At 67.4% G+C, this 24,188-nt stretch carries 21 protein-coding genes; 6 read left to right on the forward strand and 15 right to left on the reverse strand.

What is annotated here, in order from left to right:
* Positions 1-47: 47 nt before the first annotated feature.
* From NQ204_RS00220 to gap, 7 genes are all read right to left on the reverse strand, one after another.
* Positions 48-1,052 (reverse strand): class I fructose-bisphosphate aldolase, encoded by a 1,005-nt coding sequence (locus NQ204_RS00220; protein WP_116863705.1) that lies wholly within the window; start codon positions 1,050-1,052, stop codon positions 48-50.
* Positions 1,053-1,236: 184 nt separating this feature from the next.
* Positions 1,237-2,703 carry a pyruvate kinase gene (gene pyk, locus NQ204_RS00225; RefSeq protein WP_116863706.1) on the reverse strand — a complete coding sequence of 489 codons (1,467 nt, stop codon included), beginning with the start codon at positions 2,701-2,703 and terminating at the stop codon, positions 1,237-1,239.
* Positions 2,704-2,914: 211 nt separating this feature from the next.
* On the reverse strand, positions 2,915-3,571 hold the full coding sequence (locus NQ204_RS00230) for an HAD hydrolase-like protein (RefSeq protein ID WP_256642748.1): 657 nt from the start codon (positions 3,569-3,571) through the stop codon (positions 2,915-2,917).
* A gap of 8 nt (positions 3,572-3,579) precedes the next feature.
* Entirely contained in the window at positions 3,580-4,755 is a 1,176-nt protein-coding gene (locus NQ204_RS00235; protein WP_116863708.1) for a phosphoglycerate kinase, read from the reverse strand.
* Positions 4,756-5,285: 530 nt separating this feature from the next.
* Positions 5,286-6,662 carry a DUF3999 domain-containing protein gene (locus tag NQ204_RS00240; RefSeq protein WP_256642749.1) on the reverse strand — a complete coding sequence of 459 codons (1,377 nt, stop codon included), beginning with the start codon at positions 6,660-6,662 and terminating at the stop codon, positions 5,286-5,288.
* On the reverse strand, positions 6,659-9,313 hold the full coding sequence (locus NQ204_RS00245; RefSeq protein ID WP_256642750.1) for a DUF2339 domain-containing protein: 2,655 nt from the start codon (positions 9,311-9,313) through the stop codon (positions 6,659-6,661). The genes NQ204_RS00240 and NQ204_RS00245 overlap by 4 nt, the downstream gene beginning before the upstream one ends.
* 124 nt (positions 9,314-9,437) lie before the next feature.
* The gene (gap, locus tag NQ204_RS00250; RefSeq protein ID WP_079222994.1) at positions 9,438-10,442 is read right to left on the reverse strand and encodes a type I glyceraldehyde-3-phosphate dehydrogenase; all 1,005 of its coding nucleotides are present in this window, start codon (positions 10,440-10,442) and stop codon (positions 9,438-9,440) included.
* A gap of 193 nt (positions 10,443-10,635) precedes the next feature.
* On the opposite strand from gap, the gene NQ204_RS00255 reads away from it, so the two are divergent.
* A complete protein-coding gene (locus tag NQ204_RS00255) occupies positions 10,636-11,265 on the forward strand; it encodes an OmpW/AlkL family protein (protein WP_256642751.1) in 630 nt (209 codons plus the stop codon).
* Between the two features lie 98 nt (positions 11,266-11,363).
* On the opposite strand, the gene NQ204_RS00260 is transcribed toward NQ204_RS00255, so the two are convergent.
* On the reverse strand, positions 11,364-12,398 hold the full coding sequence (locus NQ204_RS00260; RefSeq protein WP_256642752.1) for a GGDEF domain-containing protein: 1,035 nt from the start codon (positions 12,396-12,398) through the stop codon (positions 11,364-11,366).
* Between the two features lie 198 nt (positions 12,399-12,596).
* Here NQ204_RS00260 and NQ204_RS00265 point away from each other — a divergent pair, with 198 nt between their 5' ends.
* Positions 12,597-13,415 carry a S1/P1 nuclease gene (locus NQ204_RS00265; RefSeq protein ID WP_256642753.1) on the forward strand — a complete coding sequence of 273 codons (819 nt, stop codon included), beginning with the start codon at positions 12,597-12,599 and terminating at the stop codon, positions 13,413-13,415.
* A gap of 10 nt (positions 13,416-13,425) precedes the next feature.
* On the forward strand, positions 13,426-14,226 hold the full coding sequence (locus tag NQ204_RS00270) for an MBL fold metallo-hydrolase (RefSeq protein WP_256642754.1): 801 nt from the start codon (positions 13,426-13,428) through the stop codon (positions 14,224-14,226).
* A 43-nt stretch (positions 14,227-14,269) separates the two neighbouring features.
* On the opposite strand, the gene NQ204_RS00275 is transcribed toward NQ204_RS00270, so the two are convergent.
* The 3 genes from NQ204_RS00275 to NQ204_RS00285 are packed head-to-tail and all read right to left on the reverse strand — an operon-like array spanning position 14,270 to position 16,462.
* Positions 14,270-14,833, reverse strand: coding sequence for a hypothetical protein (locus NQ204_RS00275; protein WP_256642755.1), 564 nt, complete (start codon positions 14,831-14,833; stop codon positions 14,270-14,272).
* A gap of 8 nt (positions 14,834-14,841) precedes the next feature.
* Entirely contained in the window at positions 14,842-16,104 is a 1,263-nt protein-coding gene (locus NQ204_RS00280) for a M56 family metallopeptidase (RefSeq protein ID WP_116863717.1), read from the reverse strand.
* Positions 16,097-16,462 (reverse strand): BlaI/MecI/CopY family transcriptional regulator, encoded by a 366-nt coding sequence (locus tag NQ204_RS00285; RefSeq protein ID WP_116863718.1) that lies wholly within the window; start codon positions 16,460-16,462, stop codon positions 16,097-16,099. The genes NQ204_RS00280 and NQ204_RS00285 overlap by 8 nt, the downstream gene beginning before the upstream one ends.
* Before the next feature lie 117 nt (positions 16,463-16,579).
* Here NQ204_RS00285 and NQ204_RS00290 point away from each other — a divergent pair, with 117 nt between their 5' ends.
* The 3 genes from NQ204_RS00290 to ybiA all read left to right on the forward strand — a co-directional run bounded on the left by NQ204_RS00290 (position 16,580) and on the right by ybiA (position 19,728).
* Positions 16,580-17,137 (forward strand): flavin reductase family protein, encoded by a 558-nt coding sequence (locus tag NQ204_RS00290; protein WP_256642756.1) that lies wholly within the window; start codon positions 16,580-16,582, stop codon positions 17,135-17,137.
* Between the two features lie 34 nt (positions 17,138-17,171).
* Complete coding sequence (locus tag NQ204_RS00295; protein ID WP_256642757.1) at positions 17,172-19,124, forward strand: acetyl-CoA hydrolase/transferase C-terminal domain-containing protein; 1,953 nt, start codon at positions 17,172-17,174, stop codon at positions 19,122-19,124.
* A gap of 100 nt (positions 19,125-19,224) precedes the next feature.
* Positions 19,225-19,728, forward strand: a complete 504-nt coding sequence (ybiA, locus tag NQ204_RS00300; RefSeq protein ID WP_256642758.1) for a riboflavin biosynthesis intermediates N-glycosidase — start codon at positions 19,225-19,227, stop codon at positions 19,726-19,728.
* A 68-nt stretch (positions 19,729-19,796) separates the two neighbouring features.
* On the opposite strand, the gene NQ204_RS00305 is transcribed toward ybiA, so the two are convergent.
* The 4 genes from NQ204_RS00305 to NQ204_RS00320 all read right to left on the reverse strand — a co-directional run bounded on the left by NQ204_RS00305 (position 19,797) and on the right by NQ204_RS00320 (position 24,161).
* Entirely contained in the window at positions 19,797-20,102 is a 306-nt protein-coding gene (locus NQ204_RS00305) for a HigA family addiction module antitoxin (RefSeq protein WP_116863722.1), read from the reverse strand.
* A gap of 11 nt (positions 20,103-20,113) precedes the next feature.
* Positions 20,114-20,392, reverse strand: a complete 279-nt coding sequence (locus tag NQ204_RS00310; protein WP_256642759.1) for a type II toxin-antitoxin system RelE/ParE family toxin — start codon at positions 20,390-20,392, stop codon at positions 20,114-20,116.
* A 262-nt stretch (positions 20,393-20,654) separates the two neighbouring features.
* Positions 20,655-22,652, reverse strand: a complete 1,998-nt coding sequence (gene tkt / locus NQ204_RS00315) for a transketolase (RefSeq protein ID WP_256642760.1) — start codon at positions 22,650-22,652, stop codon at positions 20,655-20,657.
* Positions 22,653-22,826: 174 nt separating this feature from the next.
* Positions 22,827-24,161, reverse strand: a complete 1,335-nt coding sequence (locus NQ204_RS00320; protein WP_256642761.1) for a dicarboxylate/amino acid:cation symporter — start codon at positions 24,159-24,161, stop codon at positions 22,827-22,829.
* Between the last annotated feature and the right edge of the window lie 27 nt (positions 24,162-24,188).

The following is a 24,188-nucleotide window of genomic DNA, read 5'->3' on the forward strand; positions in this document are numbered from 1 at the left end:
ATGATGCCGGCGTCTGCGGTGTCACGTCATGCGGGGAAGCGGGCGGCTCAGCCGTTCCACTTGCCCAGCGCGGCCAGGCCGTTGTCCTTGGCGCGCTCGTACACGGTCTTCTGGGCAGCGGCGTAGTTACCCTTCATGTCCTTGGCCCACAGCTTCAGCGCGGCCTGCTGCATGGCGCGGCCGTAGGAGAAGCTCAGCGGCCACGGCAGGTTGCCCATCTGGTTCATCGCGTTCAGGTGCTCGGTCGACTGCTCGTCGGTCTGGCCACCGGACAGGAACACCACGCCCGGCAGGATCGCCGGCACGGTGCTCTTCAGGCACATCACGGTCGATTCGGCCACTTCCTCGGCGTCGGCCTGCTCATCGCAGCCCTTGCCGGAGATGACCATCGAAGCCTTCAGGATGGTGCCTTCCAGCAGCACGTTCTGCTGGTACAGCGCGTCGAACAGCGAACGCAGGGTGGCTTCGGTGACTTCGTAGCAGGTCTCGATGTCGTGGTCGCCGTCCATGATCACTTCCGGCTCGACCATCGGCACCAGGCCGCATTCCTGGCACAGGGCGGCGTAACGGGCCAGCGCGTGGGCGTTGGACTCGATGCAGGTGCCCGACGGGGTGTTGTCGCCGATGTTGATGACCGCACGCCACTTGGCGAAGCGCGCACCCAGCTTGTAGTACTCCTGCAGGCGCTCACGCAGGCCGTCGAGGCCTTCGGTGACCAGCTCGCCCGGGCAGCCGGCCAGCGGGTGTGCACCCTTGTCCACCTTGATACCCGGAATCATGCCGTGGTCGGCCATGTACTTGGCGAACGGCACGCCGTCCTTGGTCGACTGGCGGATGGTTTCGTCATACAGGATGGCGCCGGAAATGTGCTCGTTGAGCTTCGGCGTGGTCAGCAGCAGCTCGCGGTAGGCACGACGGTTCTCCTCGGTGTTCTCGATACCGACGCCGGCGAAACGCTTGGCGATGGTAGCGGTGGATTCGTCGATCGCGATGATGCCCTTGCCCGGGGCGACCATGGCCTGGGCGGTTTCAGCCAGCTGTTCGATGCTCATGTATTTCCTGTGGCGGGTGCGGGAAAAACGTAAGTATAGCCCCGCTGCCCGTTGCCTCGCCGTGGAGGACAGGATGGAAACGCTTCCATGTCTGTGCAGGACAAAGGATGTCCTGCGGTAGGGGTCGGAGCCCCTGCGGGGATCCGACCCCGGATCGGCAGCGCCGACCCGATACCGTCAGGGCTTACAGATCGCCCAGGCCACTGGCGCGGCCGTCCTGGCCCACTTCCAGCAGGCGCAGCGTATTGGTGGCGCCATGGGTTTCCATGTGCTCGCCGCTGGTGAACACGACGCGGTCACCGGCCTGCAGCAGGTCCGATTCCACCAGCAGGCGGATGCTGCCGCGTGCGGCTTCGCGCGGGGTCAGGCCGCGGCTGTCGAAGTTGATCGGGTACACGTCGCGCATCAGCGCCATCTGGCGGCGCGCGCCGTCATGGCGGGTGACCGCAAACACCGGTGCCTTGGCGCGGAAACGCGACAGGTAACGGGCGGTGCCACCGGATTCGGTCATCGCCACGATGGCGCGCACGCCGACGTGCTGCGACAGGAACATGGTGGCCATGGCGATGGCCTGGTCGGCACGTTCCAGGTTGCGCGGCGAAGCGTTGAAGTCGGTCTCGGTCTGGAACTGGCGCTCGGCACCCAGGCAGATGCGGGCCATCGCTTCGACCGCCTTCACCGGATAGGCACCGGCGGCGGTTTCGGCCGACAGCATCACCGCATCGGTACCGTCGATGACCGAGTTGGCCACGTCCAGCACTTCGGCGCGGGTCGGGATCGGGCTTTCCACCATCGACTGCAGCATCTGCGTGGCGGTGATCACTACCTTGTTCTGCGCCAGCGAGGCTTTGATGATCTTCTTCTGCAGGCCCGGCAGTTCGGCATCGCCGATTTCCACGCCGAGGTCGCCACGGGCCACCATCACCACGTCACTGGCTTCGACGATCTCTTCCAGGTTCTCGATGGCTTCGGTGCGCTCGATCTTGGACACCAGCGCTGCGTAGCAGCCATGCGATTCGGCGATCTCGCGGGCATCGTTCATGTCCTGCGCGTTGCGGCAGAAGGACACGGCGATGAAGTCGACGCCGATCTTGGCGACGATGCCGATCAGTTCCTTGTCGCGCTCGGTCAGCGCGCCCAGCGACAGGCCGCCGCCCTGCTTGTTCAGGCCCTTGCGGTCGGACAGCGCGCCATCGTTGAGCACGGTGTTGATGATGCGGTCGCCCTGCACCTCGACCACCTGCAGCTGCATCAGGCCGTCGTCAAGCAGCAGGACATCGCCCGGGCCCACGTCCTGCGGCAGGCCGAGGTAGCTCACGCCCACCTGGCTGGCATCGCCCGGGCCGGCGTTGTCGCTGGCGATCAGGTCGAAACGGTCACCGGCCTTCAGGTACACCTTGCCTTCGGCAAAGCGCTCGATGCGGATCTTCGGGCCCGGCAGGTCGGCCAGGATGCCCACTTCCACGCCCACGCGGGCTGCGGCGGCACGGACATCGGCGGCGCGCTTGGCCTGGCCGGACGGGTCACCGTGGCTGAAGTTGAGGCGAACCACGTTCACGCCTGCGCGGAACAGATCCTCCAGCACGCCCGGCGGGTCGGTCGCCGGACCGAGGGTGGCTAGGATCTTGGTGCGACGCTGACGCTCGAACATGGTGACTGGGCCTCTCCCGGTAAAGGAGGGAAATTAGCACATCCTTCACGCCCCATGTATACGGTTACAGCCTTGGGGCGCCTGACTCTGCGGGACATCGAACGGACATGTTCCGGACAGAGGCTGACTGGCGGGTGTGCGGCGCCCGCCGGGCAGGGCAGCAACGGGGTCAGAGCCCTTTCCGGGGAAAGGGATCCGACCCCGGCATCGGTCAGGCCACCAGGACCAGCAACTGCGCCGGTTCGCGGGCCAGGTGGCCGGCACCGGCCTCGGTCAGCTCGGCTTCGCCGCCGAAACCCCACAGCACGCCCACGTTGCGCAGGCCGTGGTGGCGCGCGCCTTCGATGTCCATGCGGCGGTCGCCGATCATCCAGCACTGCGCCGGCTGCAGCTGCAGGCGCTGCAGCGCCTCGCCGACCAGCTGCGGCTTGCTGCTGCGCGAGCCATCCGGCGTCGAACCGATGACCTCATCGAACAGGTTGCCGAACGGCAGGTGCTCGACGATGCGCCGCGCGTGCGGCTCGTTCTTGGCGGTGACCACCGCCAGGCGGTGGCCGCGGCCATGCAGCGCGCGCACGGTCGCTTCGATGTCCGGGTAGATCGTGTGCTCGCGCCAGCCTTCCACGTCAAAACGCTCGCGGTAGAAGGCCACGGCCTCCTCCACCCGCACGTCGTCGCCAAACAGCGGGCCGAAGGTGGTGCGCAGCGACGGCCCGATCCAGCCCAGCAGGGTTTCCTGCGGCGGCACCGGGTGGCCCATCTTCTGCAGCGCATAGGCGATGCAGGTGGTGATGCCTACTTCCGAATCGATCAGGGTGCCATCCATGTCGAAGAAGAGCGTTGCACGCTCTTCTCCGCCTGCGCGCATCCCGGCGCTCATGCGCCGCGTGCGGCCAGCGCAGCCACGGCCGGCAGGGTCTTGCCTTCCAGGAATTCCAGGAACGCGCCGCCACCGGTGGAGATGTAGCTGACATCACCGGCGATATCGAACTTGTCGACAGCCGCCAGGGTGTCGCCGCCACCGGCGATGGAGAATGCCCTGGAGCTGGCGATGGCACGGGCCAGCGCTTCGGTGCCCTTGCTGAAGGCTTCGAACTCGAACACGCCGACCGGGCCGTTCCAGACCACGGTGCCGGCCTTCTCGATCAGCTGCGCGTACTGCGCGGCGGTCTGCGGGCCGATGTCCAGGATCAGGTCATCCTCGGCCACGGCGTCGACGGCCTTCACTTCGGCGGCGGCATCGGGCAGGAACTGCTTGGCGGTGACCACGTCCACCGGCAGCGGAATGGCCGCGCCACGTGCCTGCGCATCGGCCACGATCTTCTTCGCGGTATCCAGCAGGTCCGGTTCGTACAGCGACTTGCCCACGTTGTAGCCGGCGGCGGCGATGAAGGTGTTGGCAATGCCGCCACCGACGATCAACTGGTCGACCTTGCCGACCAGGTTGGCCAGCAGTTCCAGCTTGGTGCTGACCTTGCTGCCGGCGACGATGGCCAGCAGCGGCTTGGCCGGGGCGTCCAGCGCCTTGGCCAGCGCATCCAGCTCGGCCATCAGCAGCGGGCCACCGGCGGCGACCGGGGCGAAGCGGATGGCGCCGTGGGTGGAGGCCTGGGCGCGGTGCGCGGTACCGAAGGCATCCATCACGAACACGTCGCAGAGCGCGGCGTACTGCTTGGACAGGGCTTCGTCATCCTTGCCCTCGCCAACGTTCATGCGGCAGTTTTCCAGCAGCACCAGCTGGCCCGGCTGCACGTCGACGCCGTCGACCCAGTCACGCACCAGCGGAACCTCGCGGCCCAGCAGCTCGGACAGGCGCGCGGCGACCGGCGCCAGCGAGTCGGCTTCGCTCCACACGCCTTCCTTCGGGCGGCCCAGGTGCGAGGTGACCATGACGGCGGCACCCTGCTCCAGCGCGCGCTTGAGCGTCGGCAGCGAAGCGGTGATGCGCTGTTCGGAGGTGATGCGGCCATTCTCGATCGGCACGTTCAGATCCTGGCGGATCAGCACGCGCTTGCCGGAGAGGTCGAGGTCGGTCATGCGGACGATGGACATGGGCAACTCTTTGGCTCGGGGACAGGATGCCGGTTACGGCAGACGGGCATTGTATCGGGTGGCGATGCCTGCGGCAGGCAGAGGCGGACAGCGACAGCAACAGCCAAAGCGCTGGCGCTTCGTGGTGCTGTGGGTGGGCCGGGGTGCTGTGGGATGGCAGGGGACGCCGTAAACCCGTCCATGGGGGCTTGGTCGCCGCATCCATGCGGCTCACACCCCTGCCATCCCACACCACCCCGGCCTCGACAGGTTCATGAGGCAAGCGGATGGCAAAGGCGAAGGCAAGAGCGGTTTCTGATGTCGGATGGAGAAGGAATGTAGAGCCGAGCCCATGCTCGGCTGGAGGTTTCGCGGAAAGCAGCCGAGCGTGGGCTCGGCTCTACAAAGAGCGCGCAGCCAAGCAGCTTTTGCTTTTCTTTTTTCTTTTACGTGGGTGGACACCCCTGCCCAACCCACCCGCCCGGCCAAGCGCGGCTTCTGCTCTACGCGACCAACCGCCACCCACGAGGGGCTGCGCCGTTCGCCGAAACCTACGCCGAAGGCGCGGGCTTCTGCCGCAGCAGGCTGACCGCCAGGCCACCCACTACCAGCACGCCCAACCCCAGCAGCGCCCACAACAACCACGCCTTCCAGTCACGCTGCGGCTTCAATGCCGCGTCGCCAGCCAGCGTCTCCGGGGCGCCTTCCAGCCGCGCCAGCGTCGGCTGCCACGACGGGTCGTTGCGCTGGCGCAGTTCCTCGATCAGCACCGCGATCGGTGCTTCGGCGCGGCGTGCGGTGGCGCTGCCCACGGCCAGCGCATATGGCGCTGCGCCCTGGCTGAGGAACACCATCACTTCCGGCTGGTAGCCCAGGCGCAGGGTCGGTGCCGTGGCCGTTTCCACCGGGCTGGCCACCAGCTTCCAGTAGCGGTCACGCCAAGGGCCGCCCAGTGACTGCGCGGCCGACTGCTGGCGCTGGCCTGCGGCGCCCTGCAGCACTTGGTAGGCGATCCACGCTGCGCTGCGGCGCTGCCATTCCGCCTCGGCATCGTCGCGGCTGTACAGCGTCCACTGCACCAGGCTGTTGTCGGTGCTGGCCACGTCGGCCTTGCTGACCGGGAAGCGTCCATCGAGCTCGAAGGTGAATTCACCCTTGCCGGCAGCAGTGGGTTCCAGCGACAGCCACTCCCACGGCAGTGTCGCCGGCGCCGGCGGCAGTTCGGCCAGTACGCTGCGCAGGGCCGGCAAGCGCGCTTCGCCCTGCGGCAGCACGCGCAGGTAGCGTGCGTTGCCATCCACCTGCAGGCGACGCTGCAGCAGGCGCTTGCCGGCGCGCTGCAGGTCCACCAGCGGCACATCGCGCGCGACCGCACGCCAGTGCTGCAGGTCGTCGCTGGCATCCAGCTGCACCTGCGCCTGCAGCGGTTGCCCGCTGTCGGCCCAGTCCAGCACCAGTGCCGCCAGCGGCTGCTGGCCCAGCACGCTGGCATCGATCAGCCAACCGCCCTGCCCGTTCGCCACGGCACCGCCGCCCACGCGCGCTTCGACCCGCCGCACGCGGCCATCGGTGTCGCGCTCGGTCAGCAGCTGCAGGTCATTGCGCTGCGATACGGCCAACGGCGGCAGCGCGAACCACGGCAGCTCGCGCTGCACCGGTGGCTGCGCCAGCGGCTGGTCCGGGGCCAGCAGCGCGGAGGGCAACGCCTGGCCCGCCGCGTTGAATACCTGCAGATCGCTGAGATCGGCGCTGCCGGCGCGGCGGTAGATGGCCGGCTCCAGCACCACGCGGTAGGCGCCGGACTGCGCACTGGACAGGCTCAACGGCCACTGTTCGGCGTAGTGCGCGCGGTAATCGGTGGCCTGCGCCGATGCGACGCCGGCCAGCGCCAGTAACATCGGCAGCAGTGCCGTGCTCCACTTCTTCATTGCGTGTTCTCCACGGTCGGCGCGGTGCCCGGGGGCGCCGGCGCCAGATAGCCCACGACCGTGCACAGCAGGCCGTAGGCGATGAACGATGCGATACCCAGCAGGTTGCCCAGGTGCTGGCGGTCGATCAGCACCAGCTTGGCCAGGACCACGGCCATCAGCACGGCGCCCACCATCCACAGCACACGCTGGCCCCGGCGCGAGCCCCAGACCCAGGCGATCACGCCGAGCACGCTCCACAGCACGGTCAGGCTGGTCTGGGCCAGGCTCTCGCGAGCCATCGACGGCGCCCAGGGCACACCACCCCAGTGGTGCACGCCATGCAGCACGGTGCTGGTCAGGGCGATGAAACCGGCCAGGGCAAGCAGCGGCACGCGCAGGCGCTGCAACAGCGCCGGGGCCTGGCTGCCGAACAGCCAGCGCGCGGCCAGCAGCAGGCTCAACCACTGCGCCAGCTCGGCCGGGTTCAGCACCGGCAGCCACGGCAGCGGTGCGGCATCGCCGGCCAGGCTGATGCCGATCCACCAGGCGCAGGCCAACACGCCGAACACCACGCTCTGCAGCGCAACGCGCGCAGCATCGAAGGCGTTACCCAGCGGCCAGCGCAACCACGTCCAGCGCCACAGCGACAACGCCGCCAGCAGCAGCCACGGCAGGGTCACCAGCAGCGCGCTCCAGCCCTGGGCCAGGTGTGCGGTATCACCGCCCCACAGCGCAAGCAGGGACAGCAGCGACGGCCACAGCAGCCACCACAGGAACTGGGCGATACGGGCCACGCCGTCGCCGCCCTGGCGCAGGCACAGCAGGGTGCGCACGCCCAGCACGGCGAACACCGCCCAGCCCAGCGCGCCGTAACCGGCAAACGGCTGCTGGTGCGCATCGCTCTGCAGCAGGGCCAGCGGGAAGCCGGCGGCCAGCATCACCAGCGCGGTCATGCCCAGCGCGCGTGCCGGCTGGCGACGCTGCACCTCGGCTGCCAGCCAGGCGGTGACCGCCGCCAGCACCAGCAGCGCGTCGGCCTGCGCCGCGTGCTCGATGAAGCGGCCGATCTCGTGGACGAACCCGCCCAGCCACCACAGCAGGCCCCACAGGTAATAGACCACGGCCACGTCATGCCGCGTGCGGCGCTGGTAGCTCCACGCACTGGCGAAACCGGCCACGGCCAGCAGCAGCGCGCCGATGGCGGTGGGGTTGAGCAGGAATCGTGTGTCGCCGTGCCAGTAATCGGCACCCACCACGAACGCGAACGCGGCGCCGAGCTGCAGCAACGCGGCAGCGACCTGCGGCAGCCAGCGCTGCTGCCGCAGCCCCAGCCAGGCCAGGCCGGCGCCTTCCAGCGCGAACACCGCACCGGTGGCGCGTGCCGACAGCGCCAGCGGTACCGCCAGGGTGGCAAAGCCCACCGCCAGCACCGCGTGCGACTGCGCCAGCACGCTGTACGAGGTGCGATGGATCAATGCCCGTGCCAGCACCGCATAGATCGCGGCCAGGCCCAGCGCGCACAGCGCCAGCGTCATCGGCTGCTCGTGCAGCATGCCGGCCTGCAGCGAGAACGCGATCAGCGGCGTGCCGAATACCAGGCTGCCGTCGACCAGGTCGCGACGCTCGGCCGGCTGGCGGCGTGCGTACAGCAGCGGGAGCAGCAGGTAGAAGGCAAAGAACAGCAGCAGGAACGGCTCGGTGCTGGCGAATTTGTCGGCGCGGTACTGCAGTACGCCCCAGAACGTGCCGATGCCGAAGGTAAAGGCGAAACCCAGCAGGTTGAGCGCGCGCCACGGACGGAACCAGGCGATGGCGAAGATGCCGGCATTGAGCACCGCGTAGTAACTGAACAGACCCACGTGGTTGCCGCTGCCGGTGGACAGCCACAGCGGCGCCATGAAGCCGGCGAGGATGCCGAGCACCGCCAGCGTGCGCGAGTTCTGCACCACGGCCAGCACGCACAGGCTCGCCACCAGCAGGATCGAGCTGGCGAAGGCGAAACCGGGGTTGATGAGTTCAAAGCGCTTGAACGCGGCGAAGATGGTCAGCAGCAGCACGCCGATGGCGCCGCCCTGCAGGGCCAGCGCGAACAACCGGCGGCGTTCGCGCTGGCGCCAGCCGAAGCCAAGCAGGCCCAGCGCGCCGACGGTGATAGCGGCCAGGCGCAGCTCGATCGGCAGTACCAGCCAGCCCTGGTCGCTGACGTACTTCAGCAGCGCGGCGACGCCGGCCAGCAGCACCAGCATGCCGATCTTCACCGGCACGTTGCCTTCGGTGAACCAGCGCTTGACCGCGCCCACGGCGCGTTCGATCACGTTGGGCATCGCCGGTTCCGCTGGCAATGGCGGCCATGCCGGTACCGGCGGCGGTGCGGCGGGTACAGGCCGCGCAACGGCAGGTTCGGGCGACAACTCTGGTAGTGGGGCTGCAGCGGCCGGGCGCAGGACCGGCGGTTCGCTGGTCTCGGCAGCGGCGGCGGCCGGCCGAGCCGGTGGCACGGGAGCCTCGGCTTCACGCAGCGGTGCGGCGACGGCCGTAATGCCCTCTGCCAGCGCGCTTTCCAGCGCGGCCACGCGCCGGCGCAGGCCGGCAATCATCATCAGCGCCACCACCAGCAGCAGCGGTATCGCCAGCAGGGCCAGAACCAACAGGACGATCAGTGCTTCCATTCTTCGTCTACCCCAACGCAGCCGCGCCCCAGCGGCAGCGGTCCGTGGCCCATGCTACGTCAGCCGGGCCCATATACGACGAACCCCGGCCAGGCCGGGGTTCGTGCGCGGATCTTCGCAGGCCTTACTTGGCCGCGACGACCTTGGCCATTTCCAGGCACTTGTTCGAGTAGCCCCACTCGTTGTCGTACCACGACACGAGCTTGACGAAGGTGCCGTCCAGGGCGATACCGGCGTCGGCATCGAACACGGAGGTATGGGTTTCACCGACGAAATCGGTGGCCACGACCTTGTCTTCGGTGTAGCCCAGGATGCCCTTCAGCGCGCCTTCGCTCTGTGCCTTCACTTCGGCGCAGATCTCGGCGTAGGTGGCTTCCTTTTCCAGTTCGACGGTCAGGTCGACCACTGACACGTCCGAGGTCGGGACGCGGAAGCTCATGCCGGTCAGCTTCTTGTTCAGTTCCGGGATGACCACGCCGACAGCCTTGGCTGCGCCGGTGGACGACGGAATGATGTTCTCGAGGATGCCACGGCCGCCCCGCCAATCCTTGTTGGACGGGCCATCGACGGTCTTCTGGGTGGCGGTGGCCGCGTGCACGGTGGTCATCAGGCCGCGCTTGATGCCCCACTTGTCGTTGATGACCTTGGCCAGCGGGGCCAGGCAGTTGGTGGTGCACGAGGCGTTGGAGATGATCGCCTGGCCAGCGTAGGTCTTGTCGTTCACGCCGAACACGAACATCGGCGTGTCGTCCTTCGACGGGGCCGACAGGATGACCTTCTTGGCGCCCGCGTCGATGTGCTTCTGCGCGGTTTCCTTGGTCAGGAACAGGCCGGTGGCTTCCAGCACGACGTCGGCGCCGACTTCGTCCCACTTCAGGTTGGCCGGGTCGCGTTCCTGGGTCAGGCGGATCTTCTTGCCGTTGACCAGCAGGTCGTTGCCCTGCACGGCCACGTCGGCCTTGAAGCGGCCATGCACGGAGTCGTACTTCAGCATGTACGCCAGGTAGTCCGGCTCCAGCAGATCGTTGATGGCCACGATTTCGATGTCATCGCCGAAGTTCAGCACCGCCGAGCGCAGGACGTTGCGTCCGATGCGACCGAAACCGTTGATACCAACCTTGATTGCCATGTTCAGAAGCTCCTGCGGCCGCGACAGGTGCGGCGGGATGGATAGGGCCCACAAGTCTAGCAAACCGGGGCTGACCACCGCGGGCCAGATGCCCGGCTGGCAGGCCCCGGCGCGGGGATTTGATCCGGATCAAAGCGTTAGCGTGGCGTGAGGCCGAGACTGGCCACATCCATCCCGCAACGAGAACACCCCCATGCGCAAGACCTCCCCCCTGATCCTGGCCAGCCTGGCCGCCGCCGTCTCGCTGGCCGCCGCCCCGGCCATGGCCCAGTCCAAGGGCGACTGGACCGTCTCGGCCGGCGTCCACCAGGTCGCGCCGAAGTCGAACAACGGCTCGCTGGCCGGTGGCACCCTGAAGGTGGACGTCGACAGTGACATCAAGCCGACCATCACCGGCGAATATTTCCTTGCCGACAACCTGGGCATTGAAGTGCTGGCGGCCCTGCCGTTCAAGCACGACATCAACATCAACGGTCTGGGCCGCGTGGGCAGCACCAAGCACCTGCCGCCGGTGGTCAGCCTGCAGTACCACTTCAACAGCGCGGGCAAGGTTTCGCCGTTCCTCGGCGCGGGCCTGAACTACACGACCTTCTTCAGCGAAGACACCACTGGCGCGCTGGCCGGCAGCAAGCTGAAGCTTGAAGACTCCTGGGGCCTGGCCGCGCATGCCGGCGTGGACTTTGCCATCGGCGAGAAGGGTGCGCTGCGCGTGGACCTGCGCTGGATCGACATCGACAGCAAGGTGAAGCTCAATGGCGAGAAGATCGGCACGGTGAACATCGATCCGCTCGCTTATGGCGTGTCCTACGTTTTCAAGTTCTAAGACACCCGGAACCCTCGCAGCATGTTGCCCCGGTGTGTGTGCCGGGGCTTTTTTCTGCCTCGCTGCGGTCATTGAAAGCGTCCACGCATGGCGTGGATCTACGGGTCTGCGGCCATTTCCACCCGGTTGCGGCCGGCTGCCTTCGCCCGGTACAAGGCCTTGTCGGCACGCTGCAACGCCTGCTCCAGCGTGTCGCCGCCGTCCTCATGCCAGCGTGCTACGCCGATGCTTACACTCACCATGGGCGCCGCATCCGAAGCCACGTGCGGGATCTCCAGCGCCTGCACCTGCTGCCGCATCTGCTCGAACGGCGCCGTTTCCGGTGCACCCGGCGTCCAGTAACCCAGCGCCACGAATTCCTCGCCGCCATAACGGGCCACCAATGAGCCGGTGCCCTGCAGCTGCGCAGCCAGGGTGAGCGCCACCGCATGCAGGACCGTGTCGCCCGCCGGATGACCGTGGTGATCGTTGTAACGCTTGAAATAGTCGATATCGATCATCGCGATCCGCAGGGCGCCGGGTGCGTGGGGCGTTTTCAGAGAGCCCTGGAAGATCTCTCGGGCGCGGCGGGCAAAGGCCCGGCGATTGAGCAGCCCGGTCAGCGCGTCATGGTTGGCCATGGCATCCAACTGACGCTCGGCCCGCCAGGTGGCCCGCGCCTGCCGTTCGGAAATGTAGCTGCCCACGATGCCCGCCGTGTTGCTGGCAAGCACGAACATCACCCCCTGCAGCGCGCCTTGCCAGCCCAGGCTGAACTCGGCCAGGGCGAAGGCCGCGCTGACCACGGAGCCAGCCACCGCCGCGACCGCGAAGCGCAGGCCGCACAGGAAATAGTTCAACAGCAGGAACAGGCTGATCCCTTCATAGGGGTAGTTCACCCCCGCGCGATGTGCGGTCCAGACCATCATGACCAGCGCCAGGCCTGCCACCAGCACGACGCAGGCCCCCAGCGTCTGCAGACGACGGCGGAAGACCGGCACGAAGGTCAGCATTACCCCGATCAGCAGCGCCGGAAGCAGCAGCCCGGCGCGCCAACGGAACACGGCCGCGTTCACGTCGGGCGGAAGCCAGCCACGGTCCAGCACGGCAAAGACCAGCGCCAGCAACGCCGCCAGGATGCAGGCGCAGCGCATGCGCCACAGGACTTGGGCGTTGAAGCTGTGGGCAAAGTCCTGGTCGGCGTTGGCAGCCGCTTCGGCGCGGCTGTTTTCAATGATCATCCATCCCTCCCCTCAATCGGGCCCCACCCTACCCCTTCCACTGTCAACACCGGATGGCGACTGGCCCCATCCCGTCAATCCAGTCCCTGCGCCCCCCGCTAGAATGGGCGCATGAAAGCCCTGCACTCCCTGATACTCGCTGCCGCCCTCGCGCCGGCCCTGCTGACTCTGTCCGCCCCCGCCCATGCCTGGGGCGCGCAAGGCCATCGCCTGGTGGCCGAAGTGGCCGACACCCGTCTCAACCCAGCCGCACGTGCCGAAGTCGACCGCCTGCTGGCCGCCGAGCCCGGCGCCACCCTGGCCAGCATCGCGCCGTGGGCCGACCAGCTGCGTGCCAAGGACCCCGGCCTAGGCCGTCGCTCCGCCGGCTGGCACTACGTCAACATCGCCGAGGACGGCTGCCAGTACGAGCCGGCCAAGCACTGCAGGAACGGCAACTGCATCGTCGAGGCACTGAAGGCGCAGAGCGCCATCCTCGGCGACCACAGCCTGACCGACGGCGAGCGCCTGCAGGCACTGAAGTTCGTCGTGCACATGGTCGGAGACGTGCACCAGCCGATGCACGCAGGCTACGGCCACGACAAGGGCGGCAACGATTTCCAGCTGCAGTTCGGCAACCGCGGTACCAACCTGCATTCGCTGTGGGACAGCGGCATGCTCAACACCCGCAAACTGGATGACGCCGGCTACCTGCCGGTGCTGCGTGCGTTGCCGACACCTAAGCTGGCGCGCCAGTCCAACCCGCAGCGCGACCCGCAGCGCTGGGCCGAAGCCAGCTGCCGCATCTCGGTGCAGCCGGGCGTGTACCCGGCCACGCACAAGATCGGCGATGAATACACCGAGCGCTATCGCCCGGTGGCCGAAGCACAGCTGCGGCTGGCCGGCGAAAATCTCGCGCAGCTGCTGAACCGCGTGCTCGGCACGCGCTGAGGAGGTTCCGATGGCGGTCCAGGTCCAATCCTTCTTCCACCGCGACAGCAACACCTTCAGCTACCTGGTCGTCGACCCGGCCAGCAGGGAGGCCGCGCTGATCGATCCGGTCCTGGATTACGACCCGGACACCGATGCCAGCAGCGACGCGCCGGTGCGCCCGCTGCTGGACGCCATCGAAGAGCAGGGCCTGCAGGTGCGCTGGCTGCTGGAAACCCACGCCCATGCAGACCATGTGTCGGCCGGGCGACGGCTGAAGCAACGCTTCCCGCAGGCGACCCTGGCCATCGGCGAAGGCATCCGCTCGGTGCAGGCAACCTTCGCGCCGCGCTACGGCCTGCAGCTGGCGGCGCAGGATGCGTACTTCGACCATCTGTTCGCCGATGGCGAGGCCTTCGCGCTGGGCCAGCTGCAGGGCCGCATCATCGCCGTACCCGGCCATACCAGCGACAGCATCGCCTACCTGATCGACGATGCGGTCTTCACCGGCGATTCGCTGTTCATGCCTGATGGCGGCACCGCCCGCTGCGATTTCCCCGGCGGTGATGCCGCGCAGCTGTACCGCTCGATCCGGCGCCTGCTCGCCCTGCCCGATGCCACCCGCGTGTTCGTCTGCCACGACTACGGCCCGGGCGGACGCGCGTTCGCCAACGAAACCACCATCGGCGAACAGCGCGCGCACAACATCCATGTGCACGACGGCGTGGATGAAGCGGCGTTCGTCAGCGTGCGCGAGGCGCGTGATGCGACCCTCGCCGAGCCGAAGCTGATGCACCCGGCGGTGAAGGCCAACATCGTTGGCGGCGCCTGACGACAGCCGTGGAAAACCGCCGGGCGTGGCCCGGCGCTACCCCTTACCTGCCCTGCGTGCGTACCACGTGCTGGCCCTTCACGATCTCGAAAGTGAAGGCGTACTGCAGGGTGACCGCCACCGGTTCGATGCTGTCGGCGCCCTGGCAGTCGCTGCGGTCCTTGGGCGCTTTCCCCGGCGCGAAACGGCAGATCGCCGCTGACGAGTACTTCCACTGCGCGACCGCGTCCTGTGCGGCCTGCAGCAGCGGCCCGTTCTCTGCCGCCGCCCCTGCGCTGCATTCACTGCGGTCGGTCAGCGGCTGGCTGCGTTCAACCAGCCCCCGTGCGTCCACCACCACCTGCAGGCAGACCGTGGTGGGTGGCAGCGAGGTGCGTGGATCGCTCTCGCCCACCACCGGGTCCGGTGCCGCGTACAGCTGCGGCATCCGGTAGCCCTCGCTGGCGGCCAGCGTATACGGCTGGATCTGCCCGGCGCCACCGCCGGCATCGGGCTGCAGGCGCTGGTGGCCGACGTTCTCGCTGCGGGTGTCGACCGTGGTCAGCCGCTCATGGCTGGCACAGCCGGCCAGCAGCACCGCTGCAAAACACAGCGGTGCGCCCTTCATCGCTGCCTTCACTGCGCCTGGCCGCCGGCAGCCTCGGTGTTGTCCATGGCGTAGGTGATCGGGATACGCAGCTTGCCGGCCACCGCCTTGCCGTTCTTCATCGCCGGCGTGTAGGTCCACTTACGCGCCGCTGCGATCGAGGCAGCTTCGAATACTCCGGGGTTGGTCGCACTTTCCACCTTCACGTCGGTGACGATGCCCTTGGCATCGACGGACACGATCAGGTTCACCACACCGGTCAGGCCCTTCTCGAAAGCCTCGGCCGGATAGCTCGGCGGTGACATCTTCTGGGCCTGGATCGGGCTGTCCAGGCCGGCCTTGGCGGCATCCGCCGCGGCGTGCTGGAACGGTTCGGCGCTGACCGACGGCGTGCCCTTCACCGCGCCCTGGCTGGCCCAGGCCAACGCAGCAACACCCATGCACAACCCCATCAGCAACACCTGGCCGGACACCTTCGGCAATGCCTTCCGCTGCGACTGCTTCAACATGGCGATACGCTCCTTCAACACGGGTTGGCTGCGCCAATGACATGCCATCGGTGCAACCGGGTGGACCAGCTGCGCCTTCAACAGCGTGCTGGCATAAAGACGGCGCTGCGTCGGCTGCGCGGCAACGGTGCGCGCATCGCAGGCCAGTTCCTGGTCGCGCAGGAAGCGGCGCGCAGCCCAGGGCAACAACGGGTGGAACCAGAACACCGACCGTGCCAGCAGCAGGGCGCCATTGGCCCAGTGGTCGCCATTGCGGCGGTGGCTGCGTTCGTGGCGCAGGATCAGCGCCTGTTCTTCGGCATCGAACTGCTGGTCGAAGTGCGGGCCGACCACGATGCGCGGCTGCCACAGGCCGACCAGCGCGGGCAGGCCGGGGTCGGCGCTGGCCTGCCAGCTGCCATCGCCCCGTGCCTTCAGCGTGCCCAGCCCGCGCTCGAAGCGCCGTTGAGCGCGCAGTTCGCGCGCCAGGTGCAGGCCGGCACCCAGCCCCCAGGCCACGGCCAGCAGCCACGGCCACATTGGCAGCTGCGCGGCGGCGCCCTCGACCGCACCGGGCACCACCTTCAGCGGCAGCGTCGGCACATGCTGCAGCACCGGCAATGCCCGCAACGCCGGCAGGGGCAGCAGCAGGGCCACCAGCAGCAGCGGCAGCAGCCACCAGCTGCGGTAGGCCAGCTCTGCGCCGCCCAGCTTCACCAGCAGTGGCCGCACGGCCACCAGCAGCACCACGCCCAGCGCCAGCCACAGGCTGGCCTGCCACAGTCCATCGAGCAGCTCATTCATCGTCCATCTCCTGGATCAGCTTCTTCAGTTCGGCAATGTCCTGCGCACTCAGCTGGCCGCGCTCGCTGAAATGCGCCACCAGCGGCGCCACCCGGCCATCGAACACGCGACCGATGAAATCCTGGCTCTGTGTTTCCACCCAGGCCTGGCGCTGCAGCAGCGGCTGGTAGAGGTAGCGGCGGCCATCGCGCTCGGCGGCGATCGCGCCCTTGGTCAGCAGGCGGTTGAGCAGGGTCTTGATGGTTGGCTCGGCCCATTCGCGGTGGGCCAGCGCGGCTACCACCTCTTCGGCGCTGCGCGGTGCCTGTTGCCAGAGCACCTCCATCACGACGGCTTCTGCTTCGCTGATCGGGATCATGGTTTACGTCCGTAATCGATAGACCGATTACGCGCGTAATCGAATCCAGTGTCAAGCCCTCGACCGGAGGTTCATCGCACCTGCCCCTGCATCGGCCCTTCCGCCCACGGAACCTGCATGAAGCCGCTGCGCAAACTGGACTTCCCGGTGGAACAGGCCCGGCGATTCCTGGAACCCGGCCCCATCGTGCTGGTCAGCACGGCGGCCCACGGCCAGCGCAACCTGATGACGCTGGGCTGGCAGATGGTGATGGGCTTCTCGCCCTCGCTGCTGGCCACCTACATCTGGAACGAGAACCACAGCTTCGCCTTGGCCCGCGACAGCCGGCAGTGCGTGATCAACGTACCGGGCGTGGAGCTGCTGGACACCGTGGTGGACATCGGCAACTGCAGCGGCCGCGAGGTGGACAAGTTCGCGCGGTTCGGCCTGGATGCGGTGCCGGCCCGCGACGTGCTCGCGCCGCTGGTCGGCCAGTGCCATTCCAGCTTCGAATGCCGCCTGCACGACGACAGCCAGGTCGAGGCCAACAACCTTTTCATCTGGGAAATCGTGCGCGCCCACGTCGCGCCGCGGCCGAAACTGCCGCGCAGCTTCCACTATCCCGGCGATGGCCGGTTCATGGTTTCAGGGCAGGAAATCTCGCGTCGACGGCGGTTCAAGCCCGACATGCTGTAATGCCAGCACTCCCCCCGCCGCAGGACCGCCACGCATGACCGAACACCTGACCGACCTGGACGCCGCCGTTGACTGGCTGTTCGCGCGCGTGGAAGGGCCGCTGCGGGTGGGCGCTCCGCTGGCACTGGGCAAGCCGCACCGGCTGCTCAATGCGCTGTATTCGCGGGTGGAAGGGGATCCATCGCGGCCGTTGCAGCTGTACACGGCGCTGTCGCTGAACCCGCCGCAGGCGCGTGGTCATGGCCTGGAAGCGCGGTTCATGGCGCCGTTCGTGCAGCGCCATTTCGGCGAGGATTTCCCGCGCCTGGCCTACGCCGATGCCATCGCCCGCGATGCGCTGCCGCCGCATGTGGAGGTGGAGGAGTTCTACATGCAGTCCGGCGCGCTGCTCGGTTCGCGGCAGGCGCAATCCAGCTATACCAGCCTGAATTACACCCACGCCGCCGACGCCGTCGCGCAGCGCGCGCCGCAGGTGATCGTGCAGAAAGTAGCGATGCGCCCGGACGACCGCCGGCTCTCGTTGTCGTGCAACAACGACATCACCCAGGACACCCTGGATGCGATGGCCGCGCGAGGCCTGCCGCGCCCGCTGCTGGTGGCCGAGATCGATCCGCAGCTGCCCTACCTGGGCGGCACGGCCACGGTGGATGTGTCCTTCTTCGATCTGGTCATCACCCCGCCGCCGCCGTACCCGGCGCTGTTCGGGCTGCCGAGGCAGCCGGTGGCCGATGCGGACTACGCCATCGGCCTGTACGCCAGCACCCTGGTGCGCGACGGCGGCACGCTGCAGATCGGAATCGGTACGCTGGCCGATGCCCTCAGCCATGCGCTGGTGCTGCGCCATACCGACAACGCGCGCTATCGCCGCGTCTTGAATGCGCTGGATCCGCAGCTGGCCAGCCATCCGCTGGTGGAGGAGATCGGCGGCCTCGATCCGTTCGAAGTCGGCCTGTACGGCTGCAGCGAAATGCTCAACGAAGGCTTCCGCCGGCTGGTACAGACCGGTGTGATCCGGCGCAAGGTGCACGACGATCTGGCGCTGATGCAGCGCATCGAGAACGGCAGCACGCTGTCCATCGACCATGCCACGCTGGAGGCCGAAGGCGAGTACCTGCACGGCGCGTTCTACCTGGGTTCGCCCGAGTTCTACGAATGGCTGCGCACCCTTCCCGACGACGAGCGCAGCGCCATCGGCATGCGCCGCATCAGCGAGATCAACCAGCTGTATGGCGGCAACGAGACGCTGGAGCGCCTGCAGCGCCGCCATGCGCGCTTCTTCAATTCCTGCATGATGGCCACCGCGCTGGGTGCGGCGGTGTCCGATGCGCTGGACGACGGCCGCGTGGTGTCTGGCGTGGGCGGGCAATACAACTTCGTGGCGATGGCGCATGCGCTGCCGGAAGCGCGCAGCGTGCTGATGTTCCGCGCCGCACGTGACGACAAGGGCCAGCGCGCGTCGAACGTGCGCTGGAACTACGGGCACACCACCATTCCGCGCCACCTGCGTGACATCTACCTCAACGAGTACGGCATTGCCGACCTGCGCGCGTTGACCGACGACGACTGCGTGCAGGCGATGACCGCGATCACCGAAGCACCGTTCCAGGCCGGCCTGCTGCAGCAGGCCTATGCATCGCGCAAGCTGCGTACGGGGCGACATCCCGACCCGCAGCGCGAACAGCGCAACACACCGCAGGCGCTGGCGGCGGCGCTGGCACCGTTCCGCGCCGATGGCACCCTGCCCGATTATCCGCTGGGCAGCGACTTCAACGAGATCGAGCAGGTGCTGGTGAAGGCACTCGGCTGGCTGAAATCGAACACGCAGACGCGCGGCGGCACGCTGCGCACGCTGTGGGCCGCGGTGCGCCAGCCCGCCGGCGATGGCGACGCGGTGTACCTGCAGCGCATGGGCCTGCAGGCACCGAAGGATCTCGGCGAGCGCATCAACGCACGCCTGCTGCGCCTGGCCCTCGCCCGCACCGCGTAAGCCATGGTAGCGCCGGGCCATGCCCGGCGAATGGGGATCGCGGTGCCAACCAAGGTTGGCAGCTACCAGGACGGCGGCGCTGACGCGGTATCCTTAAGGGATGCAAGACGATTCCCGTTTCCTGTATGACCTGCGGCAGCGCCAGGCTGCAGGCGAAGACCTGCGTTACCTCTGCTTCTGGGGCCACCAGCCGCCGCACACTGGCGTGTCCGCCTCCTGCTTCAGCCAGTGGTATGACGCCGGCTTCGACATCGATGGCGTGCACTACCGCACCGCCGAGCACTACATGATGGCCGGCAAGGCACGCCTGTGCGGTGCCACCGACCTGCTCGAGAAAATCATCGTCAGCGCCACGCCGGACAAGGCCAAGGCGCTCGGCCGCAAGATCGAAGGCTTCGACGAAGCGCGCTGGATGCAGACGCGCTACGACCTGGTCGTGGAAGGCAACAGGGCCAAGTTCGCGCAGAACCCGGAACTGGGTGCGTTTCTGCGCTCGACCGAAGGCTGGGTGCTGGTCGAAGCCAGCCCGATGGACTTCATCTGGGGCATCGGCTTGGCCAAGGACCACGCCGACGCGCACAACCCGCGCAATGGCGTGGATTGAACCTGCTGGGGTTTGCGCTGATGGGCGTGCGCGACGCGATGTAGCGGTTATCCACGCATGGCGTGGATCTACTGCTGGCTGGTCAGAGCATCGGCCAGGTACAGGCGCTTGATCGGAGGATGGTCCCGATGCTCCGCCTGCCACAGATCATAGGCTGCCTGCATCGCCAGCCACATCCGTGCGTTTCCCAGGCCAGCCAGCTCCAGCCGGTACGCCAGCTCTGCAGAAATCCCCGCATGCCCGTTGATGATCGTCGACAGCTGCCCGCGGGAGTACCCCAGGTGCTGCGCAAGCGCGCTGATGGACATGCTGATCGCAGGCAGGATGTCCTCGCGCAGCGACTGCCCCGGATGAGGCGGGTCATGCATCGGCATCGCAGGTTCTCCTAGTGGTAATCAAGGTAATCGACCAGTTCAACATCGAGCCCCCGGAAGCGGAAGACCAGGCGCCAGCTAGCCGAAACACTCACGGACCAATAGCCTTTGTAGTTCCCTTGCAATGGGTGCAGACGGTTGCCTGGTAATCCCATATCGCCGGGGAGACTGGCTTGATCCAGCTGATGGAGCAGACGTCGCAAGCGGCCGACGTGGTCCGCGCGGACGCCTGACGCGTCACCCCGGTCGTAGAGTGCTCTCAGCCCCTTGTGCCGGAAGCTGACGATCACGCCTGCCAACTGTAAGGCATCACCTTACATCCTGCAATTTGGATATGCGGCCTGTGCACGGTCCCTCCATCACCCGAACTGGGCTTGCCCGGCGAATGCCATGAAAGTCGTGGTTTTCGCAGAAAGCGCAGTACAGGCGGAAGAGGCCAACACGTCATCATCGGTTCGCCGATGAATCATTCCGGGAAAGGCAGTATTCCCACGCGGAAACGAGAAAGGCCGGCTTGCGCCGGCCTCTCCCTTTCCTGCTTCGCGGGGCTGCTTACAGCGCCCTGGCGGCTGCCACCACGTGGTCGGTGGTGATGCCGAAGTGCTTGAACAGCTTGTCCGCCGGGGCCGAGGCACCGAAGGTGTCGATACCGATCACCGCGCCGTCCAGGCCGACGAACTGGCGCCAGAAACCGGTGACGCCGGCTTCGATCGCCACGCGCTTGCGCACGGCATTGGGCAGCACCGATTCACGGTAGGCCGCATCCTGGCGCAGGAACACGTCGGTGGACGGCATGGAAACCACGCGGGTCTTCAGGCCGGCGGCGTCCAGCTGGGCCTTGGCTTCGGTGGCCAGCGAAACTTCCGAACCGGTGGCGATCAGGATCACGTCCGGGGTGCCGGCCGCATCGGCCAGCACATAGCCACCGCGCTCGATCTGCGCGATCTGCTCGGCGCTGCGCGGCTGGTGCGGCAGGTTCTGGCGGCTGAACACCAGGCAGCTCGGGCCGTCCTGGCGGGTGATCGCGGCCTTCCAGCTCACCGCCGACTCGACGGCATCGCACGGGCGCCACACGTCGTTGTTCGGGATGTAGCGCAGCGAAGCCAGGTGCTCCACCGGCTGGTGGGTCGGGCCGTCTTCGCCCAGGCCGATCGAGTCGTGGGTGTAGACGTGGATGGCGTGGGCCGGGATCAGCGCGCTCATGCGCACGCCGTTGCGGGCGTAATCGCTGAACACCAGGAAGGTGGCGTCGAACGGAATGAAACCACCGTGCAGGGCCAGGCCGTTGGCAATGGCGGTCATGCCGAACTCGCGCACGCCGTAGTACACGTAGTTGGCGTTGGCGTCATCGCTGGCCACCGACTTGCTGCCCTTCCACAGGGTCAGGTTCGAATGCGCCAGGTCAGCCGAACCGCCGACGATTTCCGGCAGCAGCGGCGCGAAGGCTTCGATGGCCAGCTGCGAGGCCTTGCGCGAGGCGATGGTGGCGCCTTCAGCAGCGACCTTGGCGATGTAGGCATCGGCCTGGGCGACGAAGTCGGCCGGCAGCTCGCCATGCGAACGACGGGTCAGCTCGGCGGCTTCGGCCGGGAACTGCGCGGCGTACTTGTCGAACTGCTGTTCCCACTCGGCCTGGCGCAGGGTACCGGTACCGCCGGCACGCCAGCCGGCGTAGATCTCCTCCGGAATCTCGAACGGACCGTAGTTCCAGTCCAGCGCCTTGCGGGTAGCAGCCAGCTCGTCCTTGCCCAGCGCGGCGCCGTGGCTCGATTCCTTGCCGGCCTTGTTCGGCGAACCGAAGCCGATCGTGGTGCGGCAGCAGATCAGGGTCGGCTTGTCGCTCTGCGACAGCGCGGCCTCGATGCCGGCCTTGATGCTTTCCGGGTCATGGCCGTCGACATCGCGCACCACGTTCCAGCCGTAGGCTTCGAAACGCTCGGGGGTGTTGTCGGTGAACCAGCCCTCGACGTTGCCGTCGATGGAGATGTGGTTGTTGTCCCAGAAGCAGACCAGCTTGTGCAGGCCCCAGGTGCCGGCCAGCGAAGCGGCTTCATGCGACACGCCTTCCATCAGGCAGCCATCGCCCATGAACACCCAGGTACGGTGATCGACGATTTCCAGCTCCGGGCGGTTGAAGCGCTGTGCCAGCAGCTTCTCGGCCAGGGCAAAGCCCACGGCGTTGGCGAAACCCTGGCCCAGCGGGCCGGTGGTGGTTTCCACGCCCGGGGTCTCGTGGTACTCCGGGTGGCCGGCGGTGTGGCTGCCCAGCTGGCGGAACTGCTTGAGCTGCTCGATCGGCAGGTCGTAGCCGCTCAGGTGCAGCAGCGCGTACTGCAGCATCGAGCCGTGGCCGTTGGACAGCACGAAGCGGTCACGGTTGAACCACTGCGGGTTGTTCGGGTTGTGCCGGAGATAGTCGTTCCAGAGCACTTCGGCGATATCGGCCATGCCCATGGGCATGCCGGGATGGCCGGAATTTGCGGTTTCAACCGCATCAGCGGCAAGGAAGCGGATGGCGTTGGCCAACTGGCGACGGGTAGGCTGCGTCATGGTTCTGTCGGAATCGGGAGGCGGCCGCGAAACTGCGGGCGCGCCATTGTCCCACAGACGCCCGGCAGGGTCAGGTCAACGTCGCCCGGAAACGAGACGGGGTCGGAGCCCTTTCCTGGCGGAAAGGGATCCGACCCCGTTCAGGTGTTGCCGGCCAGCGGCCGGCACTACCGATCAGTTGTCCAGACGGGCCGCGGCAGCAGCCGCCTCGGCAGGGGTGTCGGCCGCCTCGCCCTTGGCCACCAGGGTGGTCAGGGCCAGGTCGCCGGTCACGTTCAGCGCGGTACGGCACATGTCCAGGAAGTGGTTCACGCCCAGGATCAGGCCGATGCCCAGCGGGTTCACGCCGACCATCGCGCAGATCATCGCCACCACCGGCAGCGAGCCCGACGGCACGCCGGCGGTACCGATGCCGCCCAGGATGCAGACCGCCATCACCATGACCTGCTGGCCGATGGACAGGTCCACGCCGAAGAACTGGGCCAGGAAGATCACCGTCACGCCCTCGAACAGCGCGGTGCCGTTCTGGTTGGCGGTGGCGCCCACGGTCAGCACGAAACGCGAGACGCGCTGCGGCAGGCCCATCTGGTCGGCCACGCGCAGCGCGGTGGGCAGGGTGGCGTTGCTGGAGGCGGTGGAGAAGGCCATCACCGTCGCTTCCTGGGTATCGCGGAAGAACGACAGCGGCGAACGGCCCGACAGCCACACCGCGGCGCCGTAGGTCACGACCATGTGCAGGCCCAGCGCCAGCACCACCACGCCCACATAGGCACCGAGGCGGATGATCAGCTCGAAGCCGAACAGCGCGGCCAGGTTGAACATGAAGCAGGCCACCGCGTACGGGGCCAGGCGGATGACCAGGTTGATCAGGGTCATCGAGATTTCGAACACGCCTTCGATGGCGCGACGCAGCGGGGCGACCTTCTCTTCGTCGGTCAGCACCATGCCGATGCCGAACATCAGCGCGAAGAACATCAGCGACAGGATGGCGCCATTGTCCGACGCGGCCTGCAGCACGTTGCTCGGCACGATCGACAGCAGCATGTCCATCCCCTTGGGCGTGCCATGGATGCCGGCCACGATCTCCTTGCTGCGCTCGGCGTTCTCCGACAGCATCAGCGCGGCCGTCTGCGGGTCGACGCCAGCGCCCGGCTTGAGCACGTTGACCAGCACCAGGCCGATGCCCACGGCAATGCCGGACAACAGAATGGTGTAGGCCAGGGTCTTCCAGCCGATACGGCCGAGGGCGCGGATGTCGCCCATCTCGGACACGCCCATGATCAGCGCCGAGAAGATCAGCGGCACGATCAGCATGAAGATCAGGTTGAGGAACAGACCCGATGCCGGCGTGGTGATGTAGTCCATGACCCACTTGGCACCGGCCTGCAGACCATCGACGCTGCCGCCCAGGGCATGCACGGTCAACCCCAGGATCAGGCCGATCGCAAAGCCGATGCCCATCTTCCAGTGCAGGGGCAACTTCTTCTTGTCGGCAGCAGCTGCTGTCATACGCGGCATTCCTCGAAAAATGAATCT

Source organism: Stenotrophomonas testudinis, assembly GCF_024499815.1.
Lineage (GTDB): Bacteria > Pseudomonadota > Gammaproteobacteria > Xanthomonadales > Xanthomonadaceae > Stenotrophomonas.

Coding starts and splice junctions, on each gene's coding strand:
- NQ204_RS00220 (WP_116863705.1), bottom strand. CDS start 1,052: ATGAGCATCGAACAGCTGGCTGAAACCGCCCAGGCCATGGTCGCCCCG.
- pyk (WP_116863706.1), bottom strand. CDS start 2,703: ATGTTCGAGCGTCAGCGTCGCACCAAGATCCTAGCCACCCTCGGTCCG.
- NQ204_RS00230 (WP_256642748.1), bottom strand. CDS start 3,571: ATGCGCGCAGGCGGAGAAGAGCGTGCAACGCTCTTCTTCGACATGGAT.
- NQ204_RS00235 (WP_116863708.1), bottom strand. CDS start 4,755: ATGTCCATCGTCCGCATGACCGACCTCGACCTCTCCGGCAAGCGCGTG.
- NQ204_RS00240 (WP_256642749.1), bottom strand. CDS start 6,662: ATGAAGAAGTGGAGCACGGCACTGCTGCCGATGTTACTGGCGCTGGCC.
- NQ204_RS00245 (WP_256642750.1), bottom strand. CDS start 9,313: ATGGAAGCACTGATCGTCCTGTTGGTTCTGGCCCTGCTGGCGATACCG.
- gap (WP_079222994.1), bottom strand. CDS start 10,442: ATGGCAATCAAGGTTGGTATCAACGGTTTCGGTCGCATCGGACGCAAC.
- NQ204_RS00255 (WP_256642751.1), top strand. CDS start 10,636: ATGCGCAAGACCTCCCCCCTGATCCTGGCCAGCCTGGCCGCCGCCGTC.
- NQ204_RS00260 (WP_256642752.1), bottom strand. CDS start 12,398: ATGCGCTGCGCCTGCATCCTGGCGGCGTTGCTGGCGCTGGTCTTTGCC.
- NQ204_RS00265 (WP_256642753.1), top strand. CDS start 12,597: ATGAAAGCCCTGCACTCCCTGATACTCGCTGCCGCCCTCGCGCCGGCC.
- NQ204_RS00270 (WP_256642754.1), top strand. CDS start 13,426: ATGGCGGTCCAGGTCCAATCCTTCTTCCACCGCGACAGCAACACCTTC.
- NQ204_RS00275 (WP_256642755.1), bottom strand. CDS start 14,833: ATGAAGGGCGCACCGCTGTGTTTTGCAGCGGTGCTGCTGGCCGGCTGT.
- NQ204_RS00280 (WP_116863717.1), bottom strand. CDS start 16,104: ATGAATGAGCTGCTCGATGGACTGTGGCAGGCCAGCCTGTGGCTGGCG.
- NQ204_RS00285 (WP_116863718.1), bottom strand. CDS start 16,462: ATGATCCCGATCAGCGAAGCAGAAGCCGTCGTGATGGAGGTGCTCTGG.
- NQ204_RS00290 (WP_256642756.1), top strand. CDS start 16,580: ATGAAGCCGCTGCGCAAACTGGACTTCCCGGTGGAACAGGCCCGGCGA.
- NQ204_RS00295 (WP_256642757.1), top strand. CDS start 17,172: ATGACCGAACACCTGACCGACCTGGACGCCGCCGTTGACTGGCTGTTC.
- ybiA (WP_256642758.1), top strand. CDS start 19,225: ATGCAAGACGATTCCCGTTTCCTGTATGACCTGCGGCAGCGCCAGGCT.
- NQ204_RS00305 (WP_116863722.1), bottom strand. CDS start 20,102: ATGCCGATGCATGACCCGCCTCATCCGGGGCAGTCGCTGCGCGAGGAC.
- tkt (WP_256642760.1), bottom strand. CDS start 22,652: ATGACGCAGCCTACCCGTCGCCAGTTGGCCAACGCCATCCGCTTCCTT.
- NQ204_RS00320 (WP_256642761.1), bottom strand. CDS start 24,161: ATGACAGCAGCTGCTGCCGACAAGAAGAAGTTGCCCCTGCACTGGAAG.